17 protein-coding genes are annotated in these 13,451 nt (G+C 61.0%); 2 read left to right on the top strand and 15 right to left on the bottom strand.

The window, feature by feature from the left end; translation table 11 throughout:
- Positions 1-22: 22 nt before the first annotated feature.
- From bfr to ACTIEN_RS13860, 10 genes are all read right to left on the bottom strand, one after another.
- Positions 23-508: a bacterioferritin gene (bfr, locus tag ACTIEN_RS13905; RefSeq protein ID WP_439523746.1), complete on the bottom strand. Its 486-nt coding sequence runs from the start codon at positions 506-508 to the stop codon at positions 23-25.
- Positions 456-755 (bottom strand): (2Fe-2S)-binding protein, encoded by a 300-nt coding sequence (locus ACTIEN_RS13900; RefSeq protein WP_439523745.1) that lies wholly within the window; start codon positions 753-755, stop codon positions 456-458. The genes bfr and ACTIEN_RS13900 overlap by 53 nt, the downstream gene beginning before the upstream one ends.
- 53 nt (positions 756-808) lie before the next feature.
- Positions 809-2,077: an imelysin family protein gene (locus ACTIEN_RS13895; protein ID WP_439523744.1), complete on the bottom strand. Its 1,269-nt coding sequence runs from the start codon at positions 2,075-2,077 to the stop codon at positions 809-811.
- A 17-nt stretch (positions 2,078-2,094) separates the two neighbouring features.
- On the bottom strand, positions 2,095-2,568 hold the full coding sequence (locus ACTIEN_RS13890; RefSeq protein WP_439523743.1) for a hypothetical protein: 474 nt from the start codon (positions 2,566-2,568) through the stop codon (positions 2,095-2,097).
- 10 nt (positions 2,569-2,578) lie between these two features.
- Positions 2,579-2,746 (bottom strand): hemin uptake protein HemP, encoded by a 168-nt coding sequence (hemP, locus tag ACTIEN_RS13885; RefSeq protein WP_439523778.1) that lies wholly within the window; start codon positions 2,744-2,746, stop codon positions 2,579-2,581.
- A 451-nt stretch (positions 2,747-3,197) separates the two neighbouring features.
- Positions 3,198-4,208 carry a LacI family DNA-binding transcriptional regulator gene (locus ACTIEN_RS13880; protein ID WP_439523742.1) on the bottom strand — a complete coding sequence of 337 codons (1,011 nt, stop codon included), beginning with the start codon at positions 4,206-4,208 and terminating at the stop codon, positions 3,198-3,200.
- A gap of 11 nt (positions 4,209-4,219) precedes the next feature.
- Positions 4,220-4,552 (bottom strand): hypothetical protein, encoded by a 333-nt coding sequence (locus ACTIEN_RS13875; RefSeq protein WP_439523741.1) that lies wholly within the window; start codon positions 4,550-4,552, stop codon positions 4,220-4,222.
- Positions 4,549-5,436 carry an NAD(P)-dependent oxidoreductase gene (locus tag ACTIEN_RS13870; RefSeq protein ID WP_439523740.1) on the bottom strand — a complete coding sequence of 296 codons (888 nt, stop codon included), beginning with the start codon at positions 5,434-5,436 and terminating at the stop codon, positions 4,549-4,551. The genes ACTIEN_RS13875 and ACTIEN_RS13870 overlap by 4 nt, the downstream gene beginning before the upstream one ends.
- Entirely contained in the window at positions 5,433-5,933 is a 501-nt protein-coding gene (locus ACTIEN_RS13865) for a gluconokinase (RefSeq protein ID WP_439523739.1), read from the bottom strand. The genes ACTIEN_RS13870 and ACTIEN_RS13865 overlap by 4 nt, the downstream gene beginning before the upstream one ends.
- Positions 5,934-5,935: 2 nt before the next feature.
- Positions 5,936-6,706 (bottom strand): SDR family oxidoreductase, encoded by a 771-nt coding sequence (locus tag ACTIEN_RS13860; RefSeq protein WP_439523738.1) that lies wholly within the window; start codon positions 6,704-6,706, stop codon positions 5,936-5,938.
- Positions 6,707-6,816: 110 nt separating this feature from the next.
- Here ACTIEN_RS13860 and ACTIEN_RS13855 point away from each other — a divergent pair, with 110 nt between their 5' ends.
- The gene (locus tag ACTIEN_RS13855; RefSeq protein ID WP_439523737.1) at positions 6,817-7,764 is read left to right on the top strand and encodes a 2-hydroxyacid dehydrogenase; all 948 of its coding nucleotides are present in this window, start codon (positions 6,817-6,819) and stop codon (positions 7,762-7,764) included.
- 8 nt (positions 7,765-7,772) lie between these two features.
- Entirely contained in the window at positions 7,773-8,801 is a 1,029-nt protein-coding gene (locus ACTIEN_RS13850) for an L-idonate 5-dehydrogenase (protein ID WP_439523736.1), read from the top strand.
- Here ACTIEN_RS13850 and ACTIEN_RS13845 read toward each other — a convergent pair.
- The 5 genes from ACTIEN_RS13845 to ACTIEN_RS13825 form a co-directional block, all read right to left on the bottom strand.
- On the bottom strand, positions 8,792-9,217 hold the full coding sequence (locus ACTIEN_RS13845) for a GlcG/HbpS family heme-binding protein (protein ID WP_439523735.1): 426 nt from the start codon (positions 9,215-9,217) through the stop codon (positions 8,792-8,794). The genes ACTIEN_RS13850 and ACTIEN_RS13845 overlap by 10 nt on opposite strands.
- Positions 9,218-9,274: 57 nt before the next feature.
- A complete protein-coding gene (locus tag ACTIEN_RS13840; protein WP_439523734.1) occupies positions 9,275-10,198 on the bottom strand; it encodes an SMP-30/gluconolactonase/LRE family protein in 924 nt (307 codons plus the stop codon).
- A gap of 144 nt (positions 10,199-10,342) precedes the next feature.
- Complete coding sequence (locus tag ACTIEN_RS13835; protein WP_439523733.1) at positions 10,343-11,476, bottom strand: substrate-binding domain-containing protein; 1,134 nt, start codon at positions 11,474-11,476, stop codon at positions 10,343-10,345.
- A gap of 85 nt (positions 11,477-11,561) precedes the next feature.
- The gene (locus tag ACTIEN_RS13830) at positions 11,562-12,680 is read right to left on the bottom strand and encodes an ABC transporter permease (RefSeq protein ID WP_439523732.1); all 1,119 of its coding nucleotides are present in this window, start codon (positions 12,678-12,680) and stop codon (positions 11,562-11,564) included.
- Entirely contained in the window at positions 12,680-13,417 is a 738-nt protein-coding gene (locus tag ACTIEN_RS13825) for an ATP-binding cassette domain-containing protein (protein ID WP_439523731.1), read from the bottom strand. Before ACTIEN_RS13825 ends, ACTIEN_RS13830 begins: the two co-directional genes overlap by 1 nt.
- Positions 13,418-13,451 lie beyond the last annotated feature (34 nt).

Raw genomic sequence — 13,451 nt, 5'->3', positions numbered from 1 at the left:
CACCGTGACCGTCAGAAACGTGTTACTCGGCTTCATTCATTCGCGACGCATTGAGGTGGGCATAGTTTTGGGCGCCGACACGTTCGTGCAGGTCAAGCTGGGTTTCGAGAAAGTCGATATGGCCTTCCTCATCGGCAAGGAGTTCCTCGAACAGTTCTTTCGTCACCCAGTCACCAACCGATGCACAATACTCGCGCGCCTCCTTGTAGAGCGCCCGCGCTTCCTGTTCGGCCGCCAGATCACATTCCAGCGTCTCTTTCGGGTCCTGTCCCGTCCGGATCGGATCAAGCTTTTGCAGGTTCGGGTGCCCCTCCAGAAACAGGATGCGCGCGATCAGCTTGTCGGCGTGGTGCATCTCTTCGATGGATTCCTCACGGCTTTTCTTTGCCATGTGGCCGAGACCCCAGTCCTCTTGCAGCCTGTAGTGCAGCCAGTACTGGCTGACTGCGGTCAGTTCACTGCGCAGTGCGCGGTTCAGATAGTCGATGACCTTGTCTTCGCCCTTCATCTGTCTTTTCCTTTTCCTGTGTTGCCGCACGGCGCAAGCCGCGCAGGTGCATGGGTACTTCGAGATTGTCGTTCTTGCGCATCGTTCCAACGAAAAGAGCGACGCAGCCCCCGCAATCAGCCGCCTTGCCAAGCGCGCGGTAGATCTTTCCCGGTGTGATGATGGTAGCGGGGTCCGCCGCGCGCATCCAGTCGATGGCGGCGTGGATGTCGTGATCCGTGATGTTGGTGCAGTGGCAGACGATCATGGGTGATCCCCGTTTGGTCGTGCCGAAGCGCGGCTGCGCTCCGGCGGTTTGCTTTACTGAAAGACTGCGCCCGGATTATCGAGGCTGTCGGACCCTTCGATGGCGATGCCGTCGAGGCCAAGCGCGGTGACAACCCGTTCCATGGAGCGCGTCTGCGCGATCAAGGCATCAACCCCACCCATCACAAGAGCCTCACCTGCGGCATTGCCGCGCTCCAGCATCTCGTCATAGGCGAACCCCGCCTCGGCGGCGGTCTTGATCCGACCAAGCGCGGCCATCGTTTCGCCAAGGCGTACGCCCATTTCGGTATCAAGCGCCGGGTTTTCTTCGGCCACGAGGTCAGACAGGGATGGCCCGGAAACCAGCGATCCGTCGATCCGGACATATTCGCCAAGATAGACGTTCTGCACACCCAGCCCGTCGTAATAATGGCTGTTGTGGGTGTTGTCCGAGAAGCAGTCGTGCTCTTCCTCGGGGTCGTTGAGCATCAGGCCCAGCCGCATCCGTTCACCGGCCTGTTCGCCATAAGACAGCGAGCCCATGCCGGTCAGCATGGCCGATAGCCCGGCCTGTTCGTTTTCCATCAGGGTTGTGCGCGCGCTGCCGCCCTCGGTCCATTGTGCCGCCATCCATTCCAGATCGGACACCAGAAGTTCGGTCGCGGCGGCAAGGTAATCCGCGCGTCGGTCGCAGTTGTCGTGGGTGCAGGCATCACCTTGTGCGTAGTCGGTCCATGGACGGTTGCCCGCGCCATCGCCGTGCCCGTTCAGATCCTGCCCCCAAAGCAGAAATTCGATGGCGTGATAGCCGGTGGCGACATTTGCCTCGATCCCGTCTGCCTCGTGCAGTTTGTCCTGAAGCAGGGCCGGAGTGATTTCGGACGCGTCGATGTCGGTGCCCGAAAGCGTGAAGGTCGGGTTGGCGATCACATTAAGCGCCGCCAGTTGGTTTTCGTCGGTTGAACCGCCATAGGCACCTGCGACATAGTCGATAAGTCCTTCGTCAAGTGGCCAGGCATTCACCCGACCTTCCCAGTCGTCCACCACGGCATTGCCAAAGCGGTAGACCTCGGTTTGCTGGTAGGGAACCCGTGCGCGGATCCATGCGGTGCGCGCGGATTGCAATGCCTCGGGGGACGGCGCGGCGATCAAGGCGGCGACAGCATCGTTCAGCGCGCGCGCGGCGGTCAGGCTGTCCTCGTATTTTGCCTGGGCGATATCGGCATAGGTGTCGACGACGTCGGCGGCTGACTGGGCGTGTGCGGCTTGGCCAAGACCCGAGGCGAGGGAAAGCAGGCTTAGTCCGATTGCGACATGCTTCATGAGTTTACTGTCCTTCGTTAGTGGAGTTTTTGAGAGGCGGCAGTTGTCGCCCGGTGGGTGGGCTTCAGCGCCATGCGCTTGATTGCGAGTCCCAAGGTCTGCGCCGCCGCCGCAAGGTGCGGGGACACATCGGGACGGACAAGAAGGGTCGCCATCAAGAGCGCGTCTTCGCGCTCTCCTTCGGTGGCAAGCGCCACGAGATTGGCAAAGCAGGCTTCATCCGCGCCCAGACATTTGCAGGTCGGCTGATGCCGCATGAGCGCGCGGCGACCGTGACGCACACACAGACCACACAGGTCTTCGAGAGCATTCAGGGCCTGTCGCCCAGCCACCGGTCCAAGGCCGCTGGCGAGGTCGTTCCAGACCTTTTGTTGCGCGCACGGGCTGTCACACCAGAGCCGCAGATAAAGCACTGCTGTCGCTTCGAGCGGCTCCAGGTCGGTGATATGGCCCACCGGTGCGGCACCTCGGATGCTGACATGTTTACTCATCGTCCCTGCCCTATTTGGTGAGGATCAGCTTGCCGGCACGCGTGATGCGCAGCACATAAATCTGTCCTGAATGTTCGATCCATGCCTGATTCCCGCCACGGGTCAGATCCACCGCGTCGTGGGTCGGCGGTTCGGTCCGGGGAACGGTCTGTTGCTTTTGCGCGTCCGCATTGGTCATCTCGGGGTCTCGCTGCGCGTTTCGATCCAGTCCAGAAGCCATTCGACACTGTAGGGTCTGCATGACTCACTGCTTGCGAGCAGACCCCAGACATCATCGACTCCAAGGGACGGCTCAGCCCGTGTTCTGCCTGACGCGGACTGCCCTGCATGTCGCTCTTTCATCTGTCGCGCTCTCTTCGGTTCTCCCAGGCTTCGCCGACTCGGCTGGTCGGCGTGGCAGGGAGGCGTGTTTCATATCTGAGTGAATGAGTCGGATATGTCAATCCGACTTTTTTTGTCGGAATTATCCCGCTGGGCGCAAGACGAGGCAGGGTCCAGTTGCACACCGTTCCCTGTCTGGAGTGTTGTCTGATGATCTGAGAGGTATCGAAAACGCATCGGCCTGCCGGTTCATCAATGCCGGGTCAGCGGAAAATCTGCGCATCTGGTGCTGCGCTTTGCGACTTCCGTTATGTCGAATTTCCAGGTTGCAGCTTGGGCGTCAAGGTGATCCGCAATGGGGCATCACTGGATTGACTGCCATTCAAAAGCGAGAGAATGGCCAAGCCGGCCTCTTGACCAATTTGTTCCGCACCGACGTCAACGGTGGTGATCCGCGGGGTCGCGATCCTGGCGATCTCGAATGCCCCAAAGCCGGTCACACCGATATCGTCCGGCACGGTCAAGCCCATGCGCTGAAGGGCCATCATGGCACCAAAGGCGACAGGATCCGATACGCAGATCAGGGCATCGAGATTATGCAGGATGTCTCCTGCCTTTTCAACCGCGCGGGCGCCGTCCGACATGGAAACCGGCGCCGGACCTGCGTCAAGCTGAACGATCTCGGGCAGGCCAAACGTGCGCGCAGCCTCGACCGCACCGTGTCGACGCTCTGCGCCGCGTGTGTCGCTGTCGGCCGACGCGCCGATAAACCCGAATTTTCGCCGACCCGTTTCGACCAGATGGGCAACGACCAAAGCCATCGCGCCCGCGTTCGAAAAGCCGACGACATGACCGATGGGGTCTGGCGGCAAGTCCCAGATCTCGATCACCGGCACATTGATCGACACCAGCAATTTGCGGGTCGCCGCGTTGTGATGCCCACCCGTCAGAACTACGGCTTCGGGACGCCGGGCAAGGAGTTGACGCATCAGCCTTTCTTCCTCCTCGACCCGGTAGTTGGTGATCCCGAGAAGAAGTTGCAGATCCGTCCCCACCAGTGACTGCGTCAAGGCGCGGTGGGTCGAGGCGAAATTGGCGTTGTTGATGGAGGGCAGCGTAACGGCCAGAAAGCCACTGCGTTGCGCACGGAAGGCCTGGGCTGTCGTGTCATAGACATACCCCAGCTTGTCCGCCGCTTGCCGGACCAGAGTGCGGGTTGCGGTATTGACGGACCCGTCCTGTTTGAGCGCGCGCGACACTGTCATCGGCGACACACCCGCTTCTCGTGCGACGTCCCGCATCGTCACCCGTGCGCCCATAGCGTGGTCTCCTATGCCGTGTAGGTGTTCAACTCGGTTACATGATGGTGAATGCGGCCCTCAAAGAACTCGGCCACGATCTCACCTGTCACGTCTTTTGACGTGTATCGGGCCGGGCATTCAAGAGCGGCATCCATCGTTTGCCGGTCTGGATAGCTGATTGCGAGGATCAGCGGAAATTCTGGCGCCCCTTCGTCGCGGTCTTCGCTGAACATCACGCGGACCTCCGTGTTTCCGGTAAATTGTGTCCAGAGAGGCACGAGGCGGTCCCGGACAGCAGCACGGAACGCGGCGGTGCGACCGGGTTTGACAGAGCCTTCAAACAGCGCAAAACGAGTGATCATGGGGTTATGTCCTTTTGGGCACCATTGAAGAATTCCATGACGGCCGCCTGATCCTCGCCACCCAGTCCGGCAGCGGTCAACATGCGGTGGATTTCGGCACAGAGCGCGGTCATCGGCATGGAAGTCCCGGTTTGGCGCGACAGGTCGGCGGCCATGTTCAGATCCTTGACCATGTTGTCGATGCGTCCGGTGCGGCGATAGTCCCGACGTGCCATGCGCGGCATGTATTCCTGCAAGAGCGCGCTGTCGGCCCGACCGCCCTTCAGGGCAACGGGTATCTTTTCGGCGTCAACTCCGGCATCCAGAGCCAATTGTGTGGCTTCAGCCACGGCAAGAAAGCCAAGTCCGCAGAGCACCTGATTGATGATCTTTGTGGTCTGTCCTGCCCCTGCCCCACCCATATGGGTCATGTTGGAGGCCACGTCTTTCAAGACCTCCTGCGCACGCGTCACATCCGCCGCGTCACCGCCCATCATCACTGTCAGCTCACCGATCAGCGCTTTTGGCGCGCCGCCGGACAGTGGGCTGTCGACCCAGGCCAGCCCCTGCTCGACCGCCATCCTGGCGAATTTGCGCGTGGCCTCGGGGTCAATCGAGGACATGTCGATAATCAGCGTTCCGGGGGCAGCGCCTTCGCAGATGCCATCCTTCCCAAAGGCTGCAAGACCGACGATCTTGGAGGCGTTCAGACTTGTAATGACCGCCGTTGCGTCGCGCGCGGCGTCTGCGGCGCTTTCGCTTGCAACTGCGCCCTTTTTGACCAGTGCGGCGACTTTTTCGGGATCAAGGTCAAAGACCGCCAAGCGGCTTCCGGTTTCCAGCAGCCGGGTTCCGATGGCACCGCCCATGGCCCCTGCACCGATCAATGCAATGTTTTGGGTCATATCATGGTCTCCCTGACGTAGGTTTCGGATTGGCAGATCACACCGGGAAAGGGCTGGGCGATATTGATGCGTGCGCCCAGTTCGCCGGCAGCAAGACCTTCCAGCGCATCGAACTGGCTTTGCAACAAGGCGGGTGGCATGAAATGCCCTGTGCGACCGGTGACCCTGGCAGACAAGACGGTCTGCGCAGCGTCCAGATGAAGAAACCGGACCGGCTCGGGGACATGTGCGCGGATGATGTCGCGGTAGCGCCTCTTGAGGGCCGAACAGCCGACAACCACCGGCCCCGGCGTTTCAGCCAATGTATCCCCGACCGTTTCAAGCCACGGCAGCCGGTCTTCATCGGTCAACGGCTGACCGCTGGACATCTTGTCGATGTTTTCTTGCGGATGCAGAGAGTCGGCGTCGATGAACGTCATGTCACAGAGGATCGACAAGGCCCGACCCACCGAAGACTTGCCGCAGCCCGACACACCCATGAGGACATAGCAGCGCATCGTCACAGGCTCGCCGTGATGCCGCCGTCAACGAAAAGCGTGTGCCCGTTGACGAAGCTCGACGCATCCGATGCCAGAAACACCGCAGCGCCGACCAGTTCCTCGACCTGGCCCCAACGTCCTGCGGGAGTTCGTTTTTCCAGCCATGCCGAGAATTCGGGATCGGCCACCAGCGCGGCGTTCAACGGAGTATCGAAATAGCCCGGAGCAATCGCATTGCATTGCAGCCCATGGCGCGCCCAGTCGGTAGCCATGCCTTTGGTCAGGTTGGCAACCGCACCTTTGGTGGCCGTGTAGGGCGCGATGCCGGGACGGGCGAGCGCGGTCTGCACGCTGGCGATGTTGATGATCTTCCCCTGCTTGCGCGCGATCATGTGGCGCGCGCAGGCCTGACCGACGTGGAACACCGACGCGATGTTCGTCTGCAACAAGCGTTCGAAGGCGTCGGCAGGAAAATCCTCCAATGGCGTGCGGTGTTGCATCCCTGCGTTGTTGATCAGGATATCTATCGGACCACGATCAGCCTCGAACCCATCGACGGCTGCGCGCGCGGCCTCGTGGTCGGTGACGTCAAACGCCAGTATCTCGACCTGCGCATCCTTTGCCCGCAATGCGTCGGCGGATTGTTCCAGCTTGGCGGTGTCGCGCCCGTTCAACACAAGGCGCGCGCCGGCCTGCGCCAGCCCAAGCGCCAGTGCAAATCCGATGCCCTGCGACGACCCAGTCACCAAGGCGCGGCGACCCTCGAGCGTGAACAAATCCTGCACTGCCATAATCCGTCTTTCCCTTCGGTCTGAGGCGCGGGCGAAAAGCCCTTGCCGAGGACTTCTGTTACCGATACCATGTTACCGATACCAAAGTTTGTCAACAGGGAATCGCACGCATGTCCAAACCCGTCATCCTTCAGGTCGGCCCCTATCCCGCTTGGGATCAGGACCCGATCGACGCTGCCTTCGATGCCAAGCGCCTGTTCGAAGAAGGTGATCGAGACGCCTTTCTTGCGGAACACGGCCCAAATGTGCGCGCCATCGCAACCCGAGGAGAGCTGGGTGCGGATGCTGGCATGATCGCGGCCTGTCCGGATCTCGAACTGATCTCGGTCTACGGCGTCGGCTATGATGCGGTCGATCTTGGTGCCTGTGGCGCAAGAGGCATCCGGGTGACGAACACGCCGGATGTTCTGACCAAGGATGTGGCGGACCTTGGGGTGGCGATGATGCTGTGCCAGTCGCGCGGCATGATCGGCGCCGAAGCCTGGGTGCGCGACGGGTCCTGGGCCACACAGGGGCTTTATCCGCTCAAGCGTCGGGTCTTTGGTCGACGTGCGGGCATTCTGGGATTGGGGCGCATCGGTTTTGAGGTCGGCAAGCGGCTTGCCGGTTTTGATATGGAGATTGCCTATTCGGATGTCGCCGCGAAAGACTACGCACCGGACTGGAGCTTTATTGCCGATCCGGTCGCTCTTGCTCGGCATTCGGATTTCCTGTTCGTGACGCTGGCCGCATCGCCGGAGACCCGGCATATCGTTGGGCGAGACGTGATCGACGCTGTTGGTCCGGAGGGCATGATCATCAACATCTCGCGCGCCTCCAACATTGATGAAGAGGCACTGATCGCAGCGCTTTCGGAGGCGCGGCTTGGATCGGCGGCGCTGGATGTCTTCGAAGGGGAACCAGCGCTGGATCCAAGGTTCCTTGACTTGCCCAACGTGCTTTTGCAACCGCATCACGCCAGCGGCACACTTGAGACGCGGCAGGCGATGGGCCAACTTTTGCGCGACAACCTGACGGCCCATTTCGCGGGCCAGCCGCTGCTTACCCCGGTTCTGTGAGGCCTGACATGAAAGCCATCGTTGCCCATGCCGCAAAGGATCTGCGGATCGAAACCCACGACATGCCGACGCCCGGTCCGGGCGAGGTGCTGATCCGGCTGGAACGCGGCGGGATCTGTGGATCGGATCTGCATTACTACAACCACGGGGGCTTTGGCACCGTGCGTCTGCGCGAGCCGATGATCCTGGGGCACGAGGTTTCGGGTCGGATCGAGACCTGTGCAGACGATGTGTCCAGCCTGACACAGGGCGATCTGGTCGCGGTGTCGCCTTCGCGGCCTTGCTATGCCTGTTCCTATTGCCTTGAGGGACGGCACAATCACTGCGTCGACATGCAGTTTTATGGGTCGGCCATGCCGTTTCCGCATATTCAGGGCGCGTTTCAGGAATACATCGTTGCAGACGCCCGGCAATGCGCCCGAGCGGAAGGGCTGAGCGCGGGCGCTGCCGCGATGGCCGAACCCCTGTCCGTTGTCCTGCATGCGGCGAAACGCGCCGGAGACCTTATGGGCAAGCGTGTCCTGATCACCGGGTGTGGCCCGATCGGGCAGCTTTGCGTGATGGTGGCACGCGCGGCAGGGGCCGCGCAGGTGGCGGCCACCGATGTGGCCCCCTTTACGCTGCTCAAGGCGCAGGCGGTCGGGGCGGACGTCACGCATAATGTCGCCGAAGAGTCCGCCGCGCTGGAGCGCTACACGTCAGGCAAAGGCCATTTCGACGTTCTGTTCGAATGTTCAGGTGTGGCGACGGCGTTGTCGGCTGCCATTCCCGCGCTGCGCCCCGGTGCCGTGATCATGCAACTGGGCCTTGGCGGCGACATGACCCTGCCGGTGCAGATGATGACTGCCAAGGAAATAGAGCTGCGAGGCTCTTTCCGCTTTCACGCGGAATTCTTCACCGCTGTGCAGATGATGAAGGCCGGGCGGCTGGATGTGACACCGCTGATCACACAGACCCTGCCCTTGGCCGATGCGGTTGCCGCCTTTGATCTGGCATCGGACCGAGGGCAGGCAATCAAGGTGCAGATTCAGTTCTGAAGATCGGCGCCGATCGCCGCGAGCGCGGCGCGCGCCACCGCGACATCCTGATCCGGGCTACCGGAGCCCACACCGATGCCGCCGACCAGTACACCGTCCATGTGGATGGGCAACCCGCCCCCAAGGCCGGTCACCTGCCCTTGCGTTGCCGCTGCGATCTGCGGGCGGACAGGTTCGGGAATGGTATCCGAAGGTGCGCCGATCGACGCCGCCGTCCGCGCCTTGGCACGCGCACTGTGCCGCGACAGGTACTTGGCCCCGGTCATCCGCAATTCGCCCAGGATTTCACCGCTGGCATCAACGATGACGATACATTGCGGCTGCCTCAATCCTTCGGCGCAATCAACCGCCGCATGCAGCATTTCGAGGACCGCAACATGGGTAAGCCTTTGTGTTTGAACAAGATAGTCGGACATATTTTCTGCCTTACCGAGAGTATTTTATCGAAACGTCATCGTCTGGCTTCGACACGCTTACACAGGGGAAACCCCGTTCACGTTCAGAAACACCGCGTAAAGCGAGGTTGTCCCACAGATGAACAGCCGGTTCAGCTTGGGACCACCGAAACAGACATTCGCCACCATTTCCGGGATCAGCACCTTGCCGATCAACCGCCCGTCCGGCGCGTAGCAATGAACGCCATCTGTTGCCGAGGTCCAGATGCGTCCGTCGCGGTCGAGTCGGAACCCGTCAAACAGGCCATTGGTGCATTCCGCAAAGACGTCGCCGCCCGACAGGGATCCGTCTGCGTTTACACGATGACGGCGGATATGCTTTGGACCGCCGGCATGATGGGTCGCCCCGGTATCGGCGATGTACAGCAGGCTTTCGTCCGGGGAGAATGCAAGGCCATTGGGCTTGAGATACTCATCAGCCACAATCGTGATGTCGCCGGTCGGGTCGATCCGATAGACATGGCAGGCGTCGATCTCGCTCTTGGCCCGATCACCTTCGTAGTCCATCATGATCCCGTAGCTGGGATCCGTAAACCAGACGGATCCATCCGATTTCACCACCACATCGTTGGGCGAATTGAGCCGTTTGCCCCGCCAGTGGTCGGCAAGAACGGTCACACTGCCATCGTGTTCCGTTCGGGTCACCCGGCGGGTCAGGTGTTCACAGGACACCAGCCTTCCCTGGCGGTCGACTGTGTGCCCGTTTGCATTGTTGGACGGCTGGCGGAACACCGAAACAGCACCATCCGTGTCATCCCATCGCAGGATGCGGTTGTTGGGGATGTCGGACCAAAGCAAGTACCGGCCCGCCGCGAACCAGACCGGCCCCTCGGACCAGCGCGCGCCGCTCCAGAGGCGTTCTACACGCGCGTGCCCGATGAAGCAGGCTTCGAACTCCGGTTCGATCGCTTCGAAACCCGTGCCTTCAATCACTCCATACATGGTGTGGCTCCTCTTCACGACGGCGTCCTGTTGCCTGGCGCGACACGCCCGCAGCACGGGCAAAGTCGCGCAGATTGACGGCTTTGGACAATCTGTCCCTTTGCGGCACCCCAAGGTGTCTCTCGGGGTGCCGCAGGTTTCAAGTCAGCGCTCAAGCGCTCCGACGCCAGAGAACCTGAACGCCTCTTCCTGGAGCGCGTCCAGTTCTTCGGCCGACATCTGGTCATGTGCGACGGTGATCCGGCCAAGGAAGACAAGCGGAAGGTCATCCGCCCGGTTTTCGAGATGCGCCTTGATCGCTTCGGCAGTTGCCGCGCCCACGTCGTCGCCCATGCGCATTGGCGTCGCATCAAGCTCACCTCGCCGGATCGCGTCCAGCTCAAGCCCGGTGCCTCCCCATCCCGTTGAGAAGATTTCCTTTTCCTTGCCCATCGAGACCTGTGCCTCAACGCTGCCCATGGCCATCGCCGTGTTGGCGTTATGAATCACCGTTGCTTCGGGATACGCCTGCATGATGAGGGACGTGCCGTCGAAACCGCCTTCGCGTTGATATTCACCATAATGTTCGTAGACCGTGGTCCAGCCTGCCTTTTCCTCGATGCAGGCCTTGAAGTCACCCGAACGCTGGTCGTCGGTGATGCCCGGAATCCCCCGGTTCAATGCCATGGTCATCCCTTCCCCCAGACGGCTGATCATGTACTCGCACATTGTCAGCGCCCCTGCGGCAGAGGAAAAGTCGAACCAGGTATCTGGCTGGTTTTCGATATCCTTCAGTGGGGTATGAAAGGCCCACACATAGGTGGCAAAACCATCGTTTCCGGCCAGTTTGTCGATATTGTCGGCCTGGATGGCCAATTCCGAGGGTCCGAAAATGACAAAGTCATACAGATCCGCGTCCTGCGCCACCTGGTTCGCATAGGTCGATTGCAGCGAATGTTCGATCTGGCGGCTGGCGAACTCTGTGGTTTCGTAGGCGATGCCCAACTGGTCGAGTCTCTTGGTCATCGCCAGATAGTTGCGCGCCCAGAAATCCGAGGTGTCGGCGGACGGATAGATCAGCGCGATCTGGATCGGACCGTCAAGAGTGCCGGAAAACGGCACCGCATCGGCGCCAACGACGGCTTGCAGTGCGTCCAGTTTGCCTTCGGCATTTACCTCGTCAGGCACCCAGTAATCGCGCTCTGCGATACCGGGCAGTTCCCTGAGCGGCAAGTGTCCATCGGCCAGTGCGGCCGTTGCCACGCTTGCGATCACGGCTGTGGTTGTTAGAAGTCTCATTCTGGTTCCTCCCTTTGCATGAGTGCGGAGCCATCGGTCGGCGTCGGGGCTGCACCCCCGGGCCGACCACCCCGCATGTGACCGGTCAACCGCTGGGTGCGGAAGTACCGGCAAACAATGCGCCAATCGCCAGAAGAGCGATCAACACACCGATGAGCGCTGCGGAGAACCGCAGCATTTTCTGTCCGTCCGGCGTTCTCAGACCGGCAAGCCAGCCCGCAGCGCCGTCGCGGTCCTTTTTCTGCATCCACGCATACAGCGCGACCGAGCTGACGATCACCACGCCGGAGGCAACCGACTGCCAGAAGAACTCGATCCGCAGGGTGACCAGTGCGTTGATCATCATTGACAGAAGCAGGACACCCGCGAACGACCCCAGCATCGAGGCCCGTCCGCCGAACAGGGATGTCCCCCCGACAACCACCGCCGCAATGACGTGAAGGTTGAAGTACGGGGCGCTGGTCGCCTGGATGGCGTTCAGTTTGCCGGTCAGCATGACACCCGCAAGCGCGGCACAGGCACCGCAGAGCACATAGGCATAGACCTTGTGGCGTTTGACGCTGATCCCGGTCAGTTCAGCGGCTTCCGGGTTCGATCCGATGGCGATGGTATAGCGCCCGAAATACGTCCGGGTGAGCAGAAGATAGCCCGCGATCATGGTCGCGGTCCCGATCAGCACGGGAATGGGCACAAATCCAGGGATCTGGCCACGGCCGATATCGGTCAGCAGATCGGGGAACCGGGCCAGGACCAGCCCCTTGGCCAGCACCAGCGCGAACCCACGGTAGACAAGATCCATCGCCAGCGTGCCGATCAGGTCGGGCACGTTGAATCGCGTGATGATCAGTCCGTTGATCAGACCCATGATCGCACCAAGCGCGATCGCGATGGGCACGGCGATGTAGACCGAAAATCCGTATTGCTTGATCAGGAACGCCATCAGGATTCCCGACAGCGCCGCCATGGACCCGATCGAAAGGTCGATGCCGCGCTGCGTGATGACAAAGGTCATGGCCATGGCCATCGGCATGTACAGCGCGGCGTCAAGCAGGATGAGATTGAGGTTGGTCGTCCGGAAATAACGCGTCGGCTCGGCCACCCCCATGAACAGCAGAATTGCCAGGATCATCGCCATTGGCCCGATAATGGCGATATAGGGTTCAAGCCGTTCGGTCAGCGGGCGGTTCGTATCGGTCATGGACATCAGGCTGCCTCCTCTGCTGCGCCAACAATAAGGCCAAGCACCTCCTGGATGGTGGTATCTGCGGTGTTCACCACGCCGACACGACGTCCCCGGCGTTGCACATGGATACGGTCAGACACCTGCAACACATCATCCAGCGAATGGCTGATCAGGATCACCGCGATGCCCTGGGCCTTGACGGTTTCGATCAGTTTCAGGGTGCGCGCGGTCTCTTGCGGGCCCAGCGCTGCGGTCGGTTCGTCCATGACCAGCACACGCAGATCGTCGTGATACACGGCACGCGCAATGGCGACGGCCTGTCGCTGACCGCCGGACAGGCTCACTGTGGGTGCATCCAGCGATTTGAGCCGCACGCCCAGACGCTCCATCAGCACCCGCTCTGTTTCCGTGCGCATGCGCTTGTTGTCGAGCAATGTCATACCCGCTACCTTGTGGGTAAGTTCATTGCCAAGGAACATGTTGGCAGCCGGATCAAGATGATCGGCCAGGGCAAGCGTTTGGTAAACCGCGTCGATCCCATGCGCGGTGGCTTCTGCGTGGCTTGAGAACTGCACCGGATTTCCGCCCAGGAAAATCTCGCCCGAGGTTGGCTGGTAGACCCCTGTCAGGATCTTGATCAGCGTCGATTTCCCCGCACCATTGTCCCCCACAATGGCCAGGACCTCACCGGAATACGCCTCGAGATTCACGTCTGACAACGCGGTTACACCCCCGAAGCGTTTTGTGATGTTCTGCATTCTTACTAATGGTTCCGACACGACACACTCCTTC

This window comes from Marivita sp. (assembly GCF_051859345.1).
GTDB lineage: Bacteria > Pseudomonadota > Alphaproteobacteria > Rhodobacterales > Rhodobacteraceae > Marivita.
The sequence above is the reverse complement of the archived record's forward strand: the minus strand, read 5'-3'. Positions and strand labels throughout refer to the sequence as shown.

What these genes read in the sequence shown, in the direction of transcription:
- ACTIEN_RS13900 (WP_439523745.1), bottom strand. Translation starts at nt 755, where the DNA reads ATGATCGTCTGCCACTGCACCAACATCACGGATCACGACATCCACGCC.
- ACTIEN_RS13850 (WP_439523736.1), top strand. Translation starts at nt 7,773, where the DNA reads ATGAAAGCCATCGTTGCCCATGCCGCAAAGGATCTGCGGATCGAAACC.
- hemP (WP_439523778.1), bottom strand. Translation starts at nt 2,746, where the DNA reads ATGACCAATGCGGACGCGCAAAAGCAACAGACCGTTCCCCGGACCGAA.
- ACTIEN_RS13890 (WP_439523743.1), bottom strand. Translation starts at nt 2,568, where the DNA reads ATGAGTAAACATGTCAGCATCCGAGGTGCCGCACCGGTGGGCCATATC.
- ACTIEN_RS13880 (WP_439523742.1), bottom strand. Translation starts at nt 4,208, where the DNA reads ATGGGCGCACGGGTGACGATGCGGGACGTCGCACGAGAAGCGGGTGTG.
- ACTIEN_RS13865 (WP_439523739.1), bottom strand. Translation starts at nt 5,933, where the DNA reads ATGCGCTGCTATGTCCTCATGGGTGTGTCGGGCTGCGGCAAGTCTTCG.
- bfr (WP_439523746.1), bottom strand. Translation starts at nt 508, where the DNA reads ATGAAGGGCGAAGACAAGGTCATCGACTATCTGAACCGCGCACTGCGC.
- ACTIEN_RS13835 (WP_439523733.1), bottom strand. Translation starts at nt 11,476, where the DNA reads ATGAGACTTCTAACAACCACAGCCGTGATCGCAAGCGTGGCAACGGCC.
- ACTIEN_RS13875 (WP_439523741.1), bottom strand. Translation starts at nt 4,552, where the DNA reads ATGATCACTCGTTTTGCGCTGTTTGAAGGCTCTGTCAAACCCGGTCGC.
- ACTIEN_RS13840 (WP_439523734.1), bottom strand. Translation starts at nt 10,198, where the DNA reads ATGTATGGAGTGATTGAAGGCACGGGTTTCGAAGCGATCGAACCGGAG.
- ACTIEN_RS13845 (WP_439523735.1), bottom strand. Translation starts at nt 9,217, where the DNA reads ATGTCCGACTATCTTGTTCAAACACAAAGGCTTACCCATGTTGCGGTC.
- ACTIEN_RS13895 (WP_439523744.1), bottom strand. Translation starts at nt 2,077, where the DNA reads ATGAAGCATGTCGCAATCGGACTAAGCCTGCTTTCCCTCGCCTCGGGT.
- ACTIEN_RS13825 (WP_439523731.1), bottom strand. Translation starts at nt 13,417, where the DNA reads ATGCAGAACATCACAAAACGCTTCGGGGGTGTAACCGCGTTGTCAGAC.
- ACTIEN_RS13855 (WP_439523737.1), top strand. Translation starts at nt 6,817, where the DNA reads ATGTCCAAACCCGTCATCCTTCAGGTCGGCCCCTATCCCGCTTGGGAT.
- ACTIEN_RS13870 (WP_439523740.1), bottom strand. Translation starts at nt 5,436, where the DNA reads ATGACCCAAAACATTGCATTGATCGGTGCAGGGGCCATGGGCGGTGCC.
- ACTIEN_RS13860 (WP_439523738.1), bottom strand. Translation starts at nt 6,706, where the DNA reads ATGGCAGTGCAGGATTTGTTCACGCTCGAGGGTCGCCGCGCCTTGGTG.
- ACTIEN_RS13830 (WP_439523732.1), bottom strand. Translation starts at nt 12,680, where the DNA reads ATGTCCATGACCGATACGAACCGCCCGCTGACCGAACGGCTTGAACCC.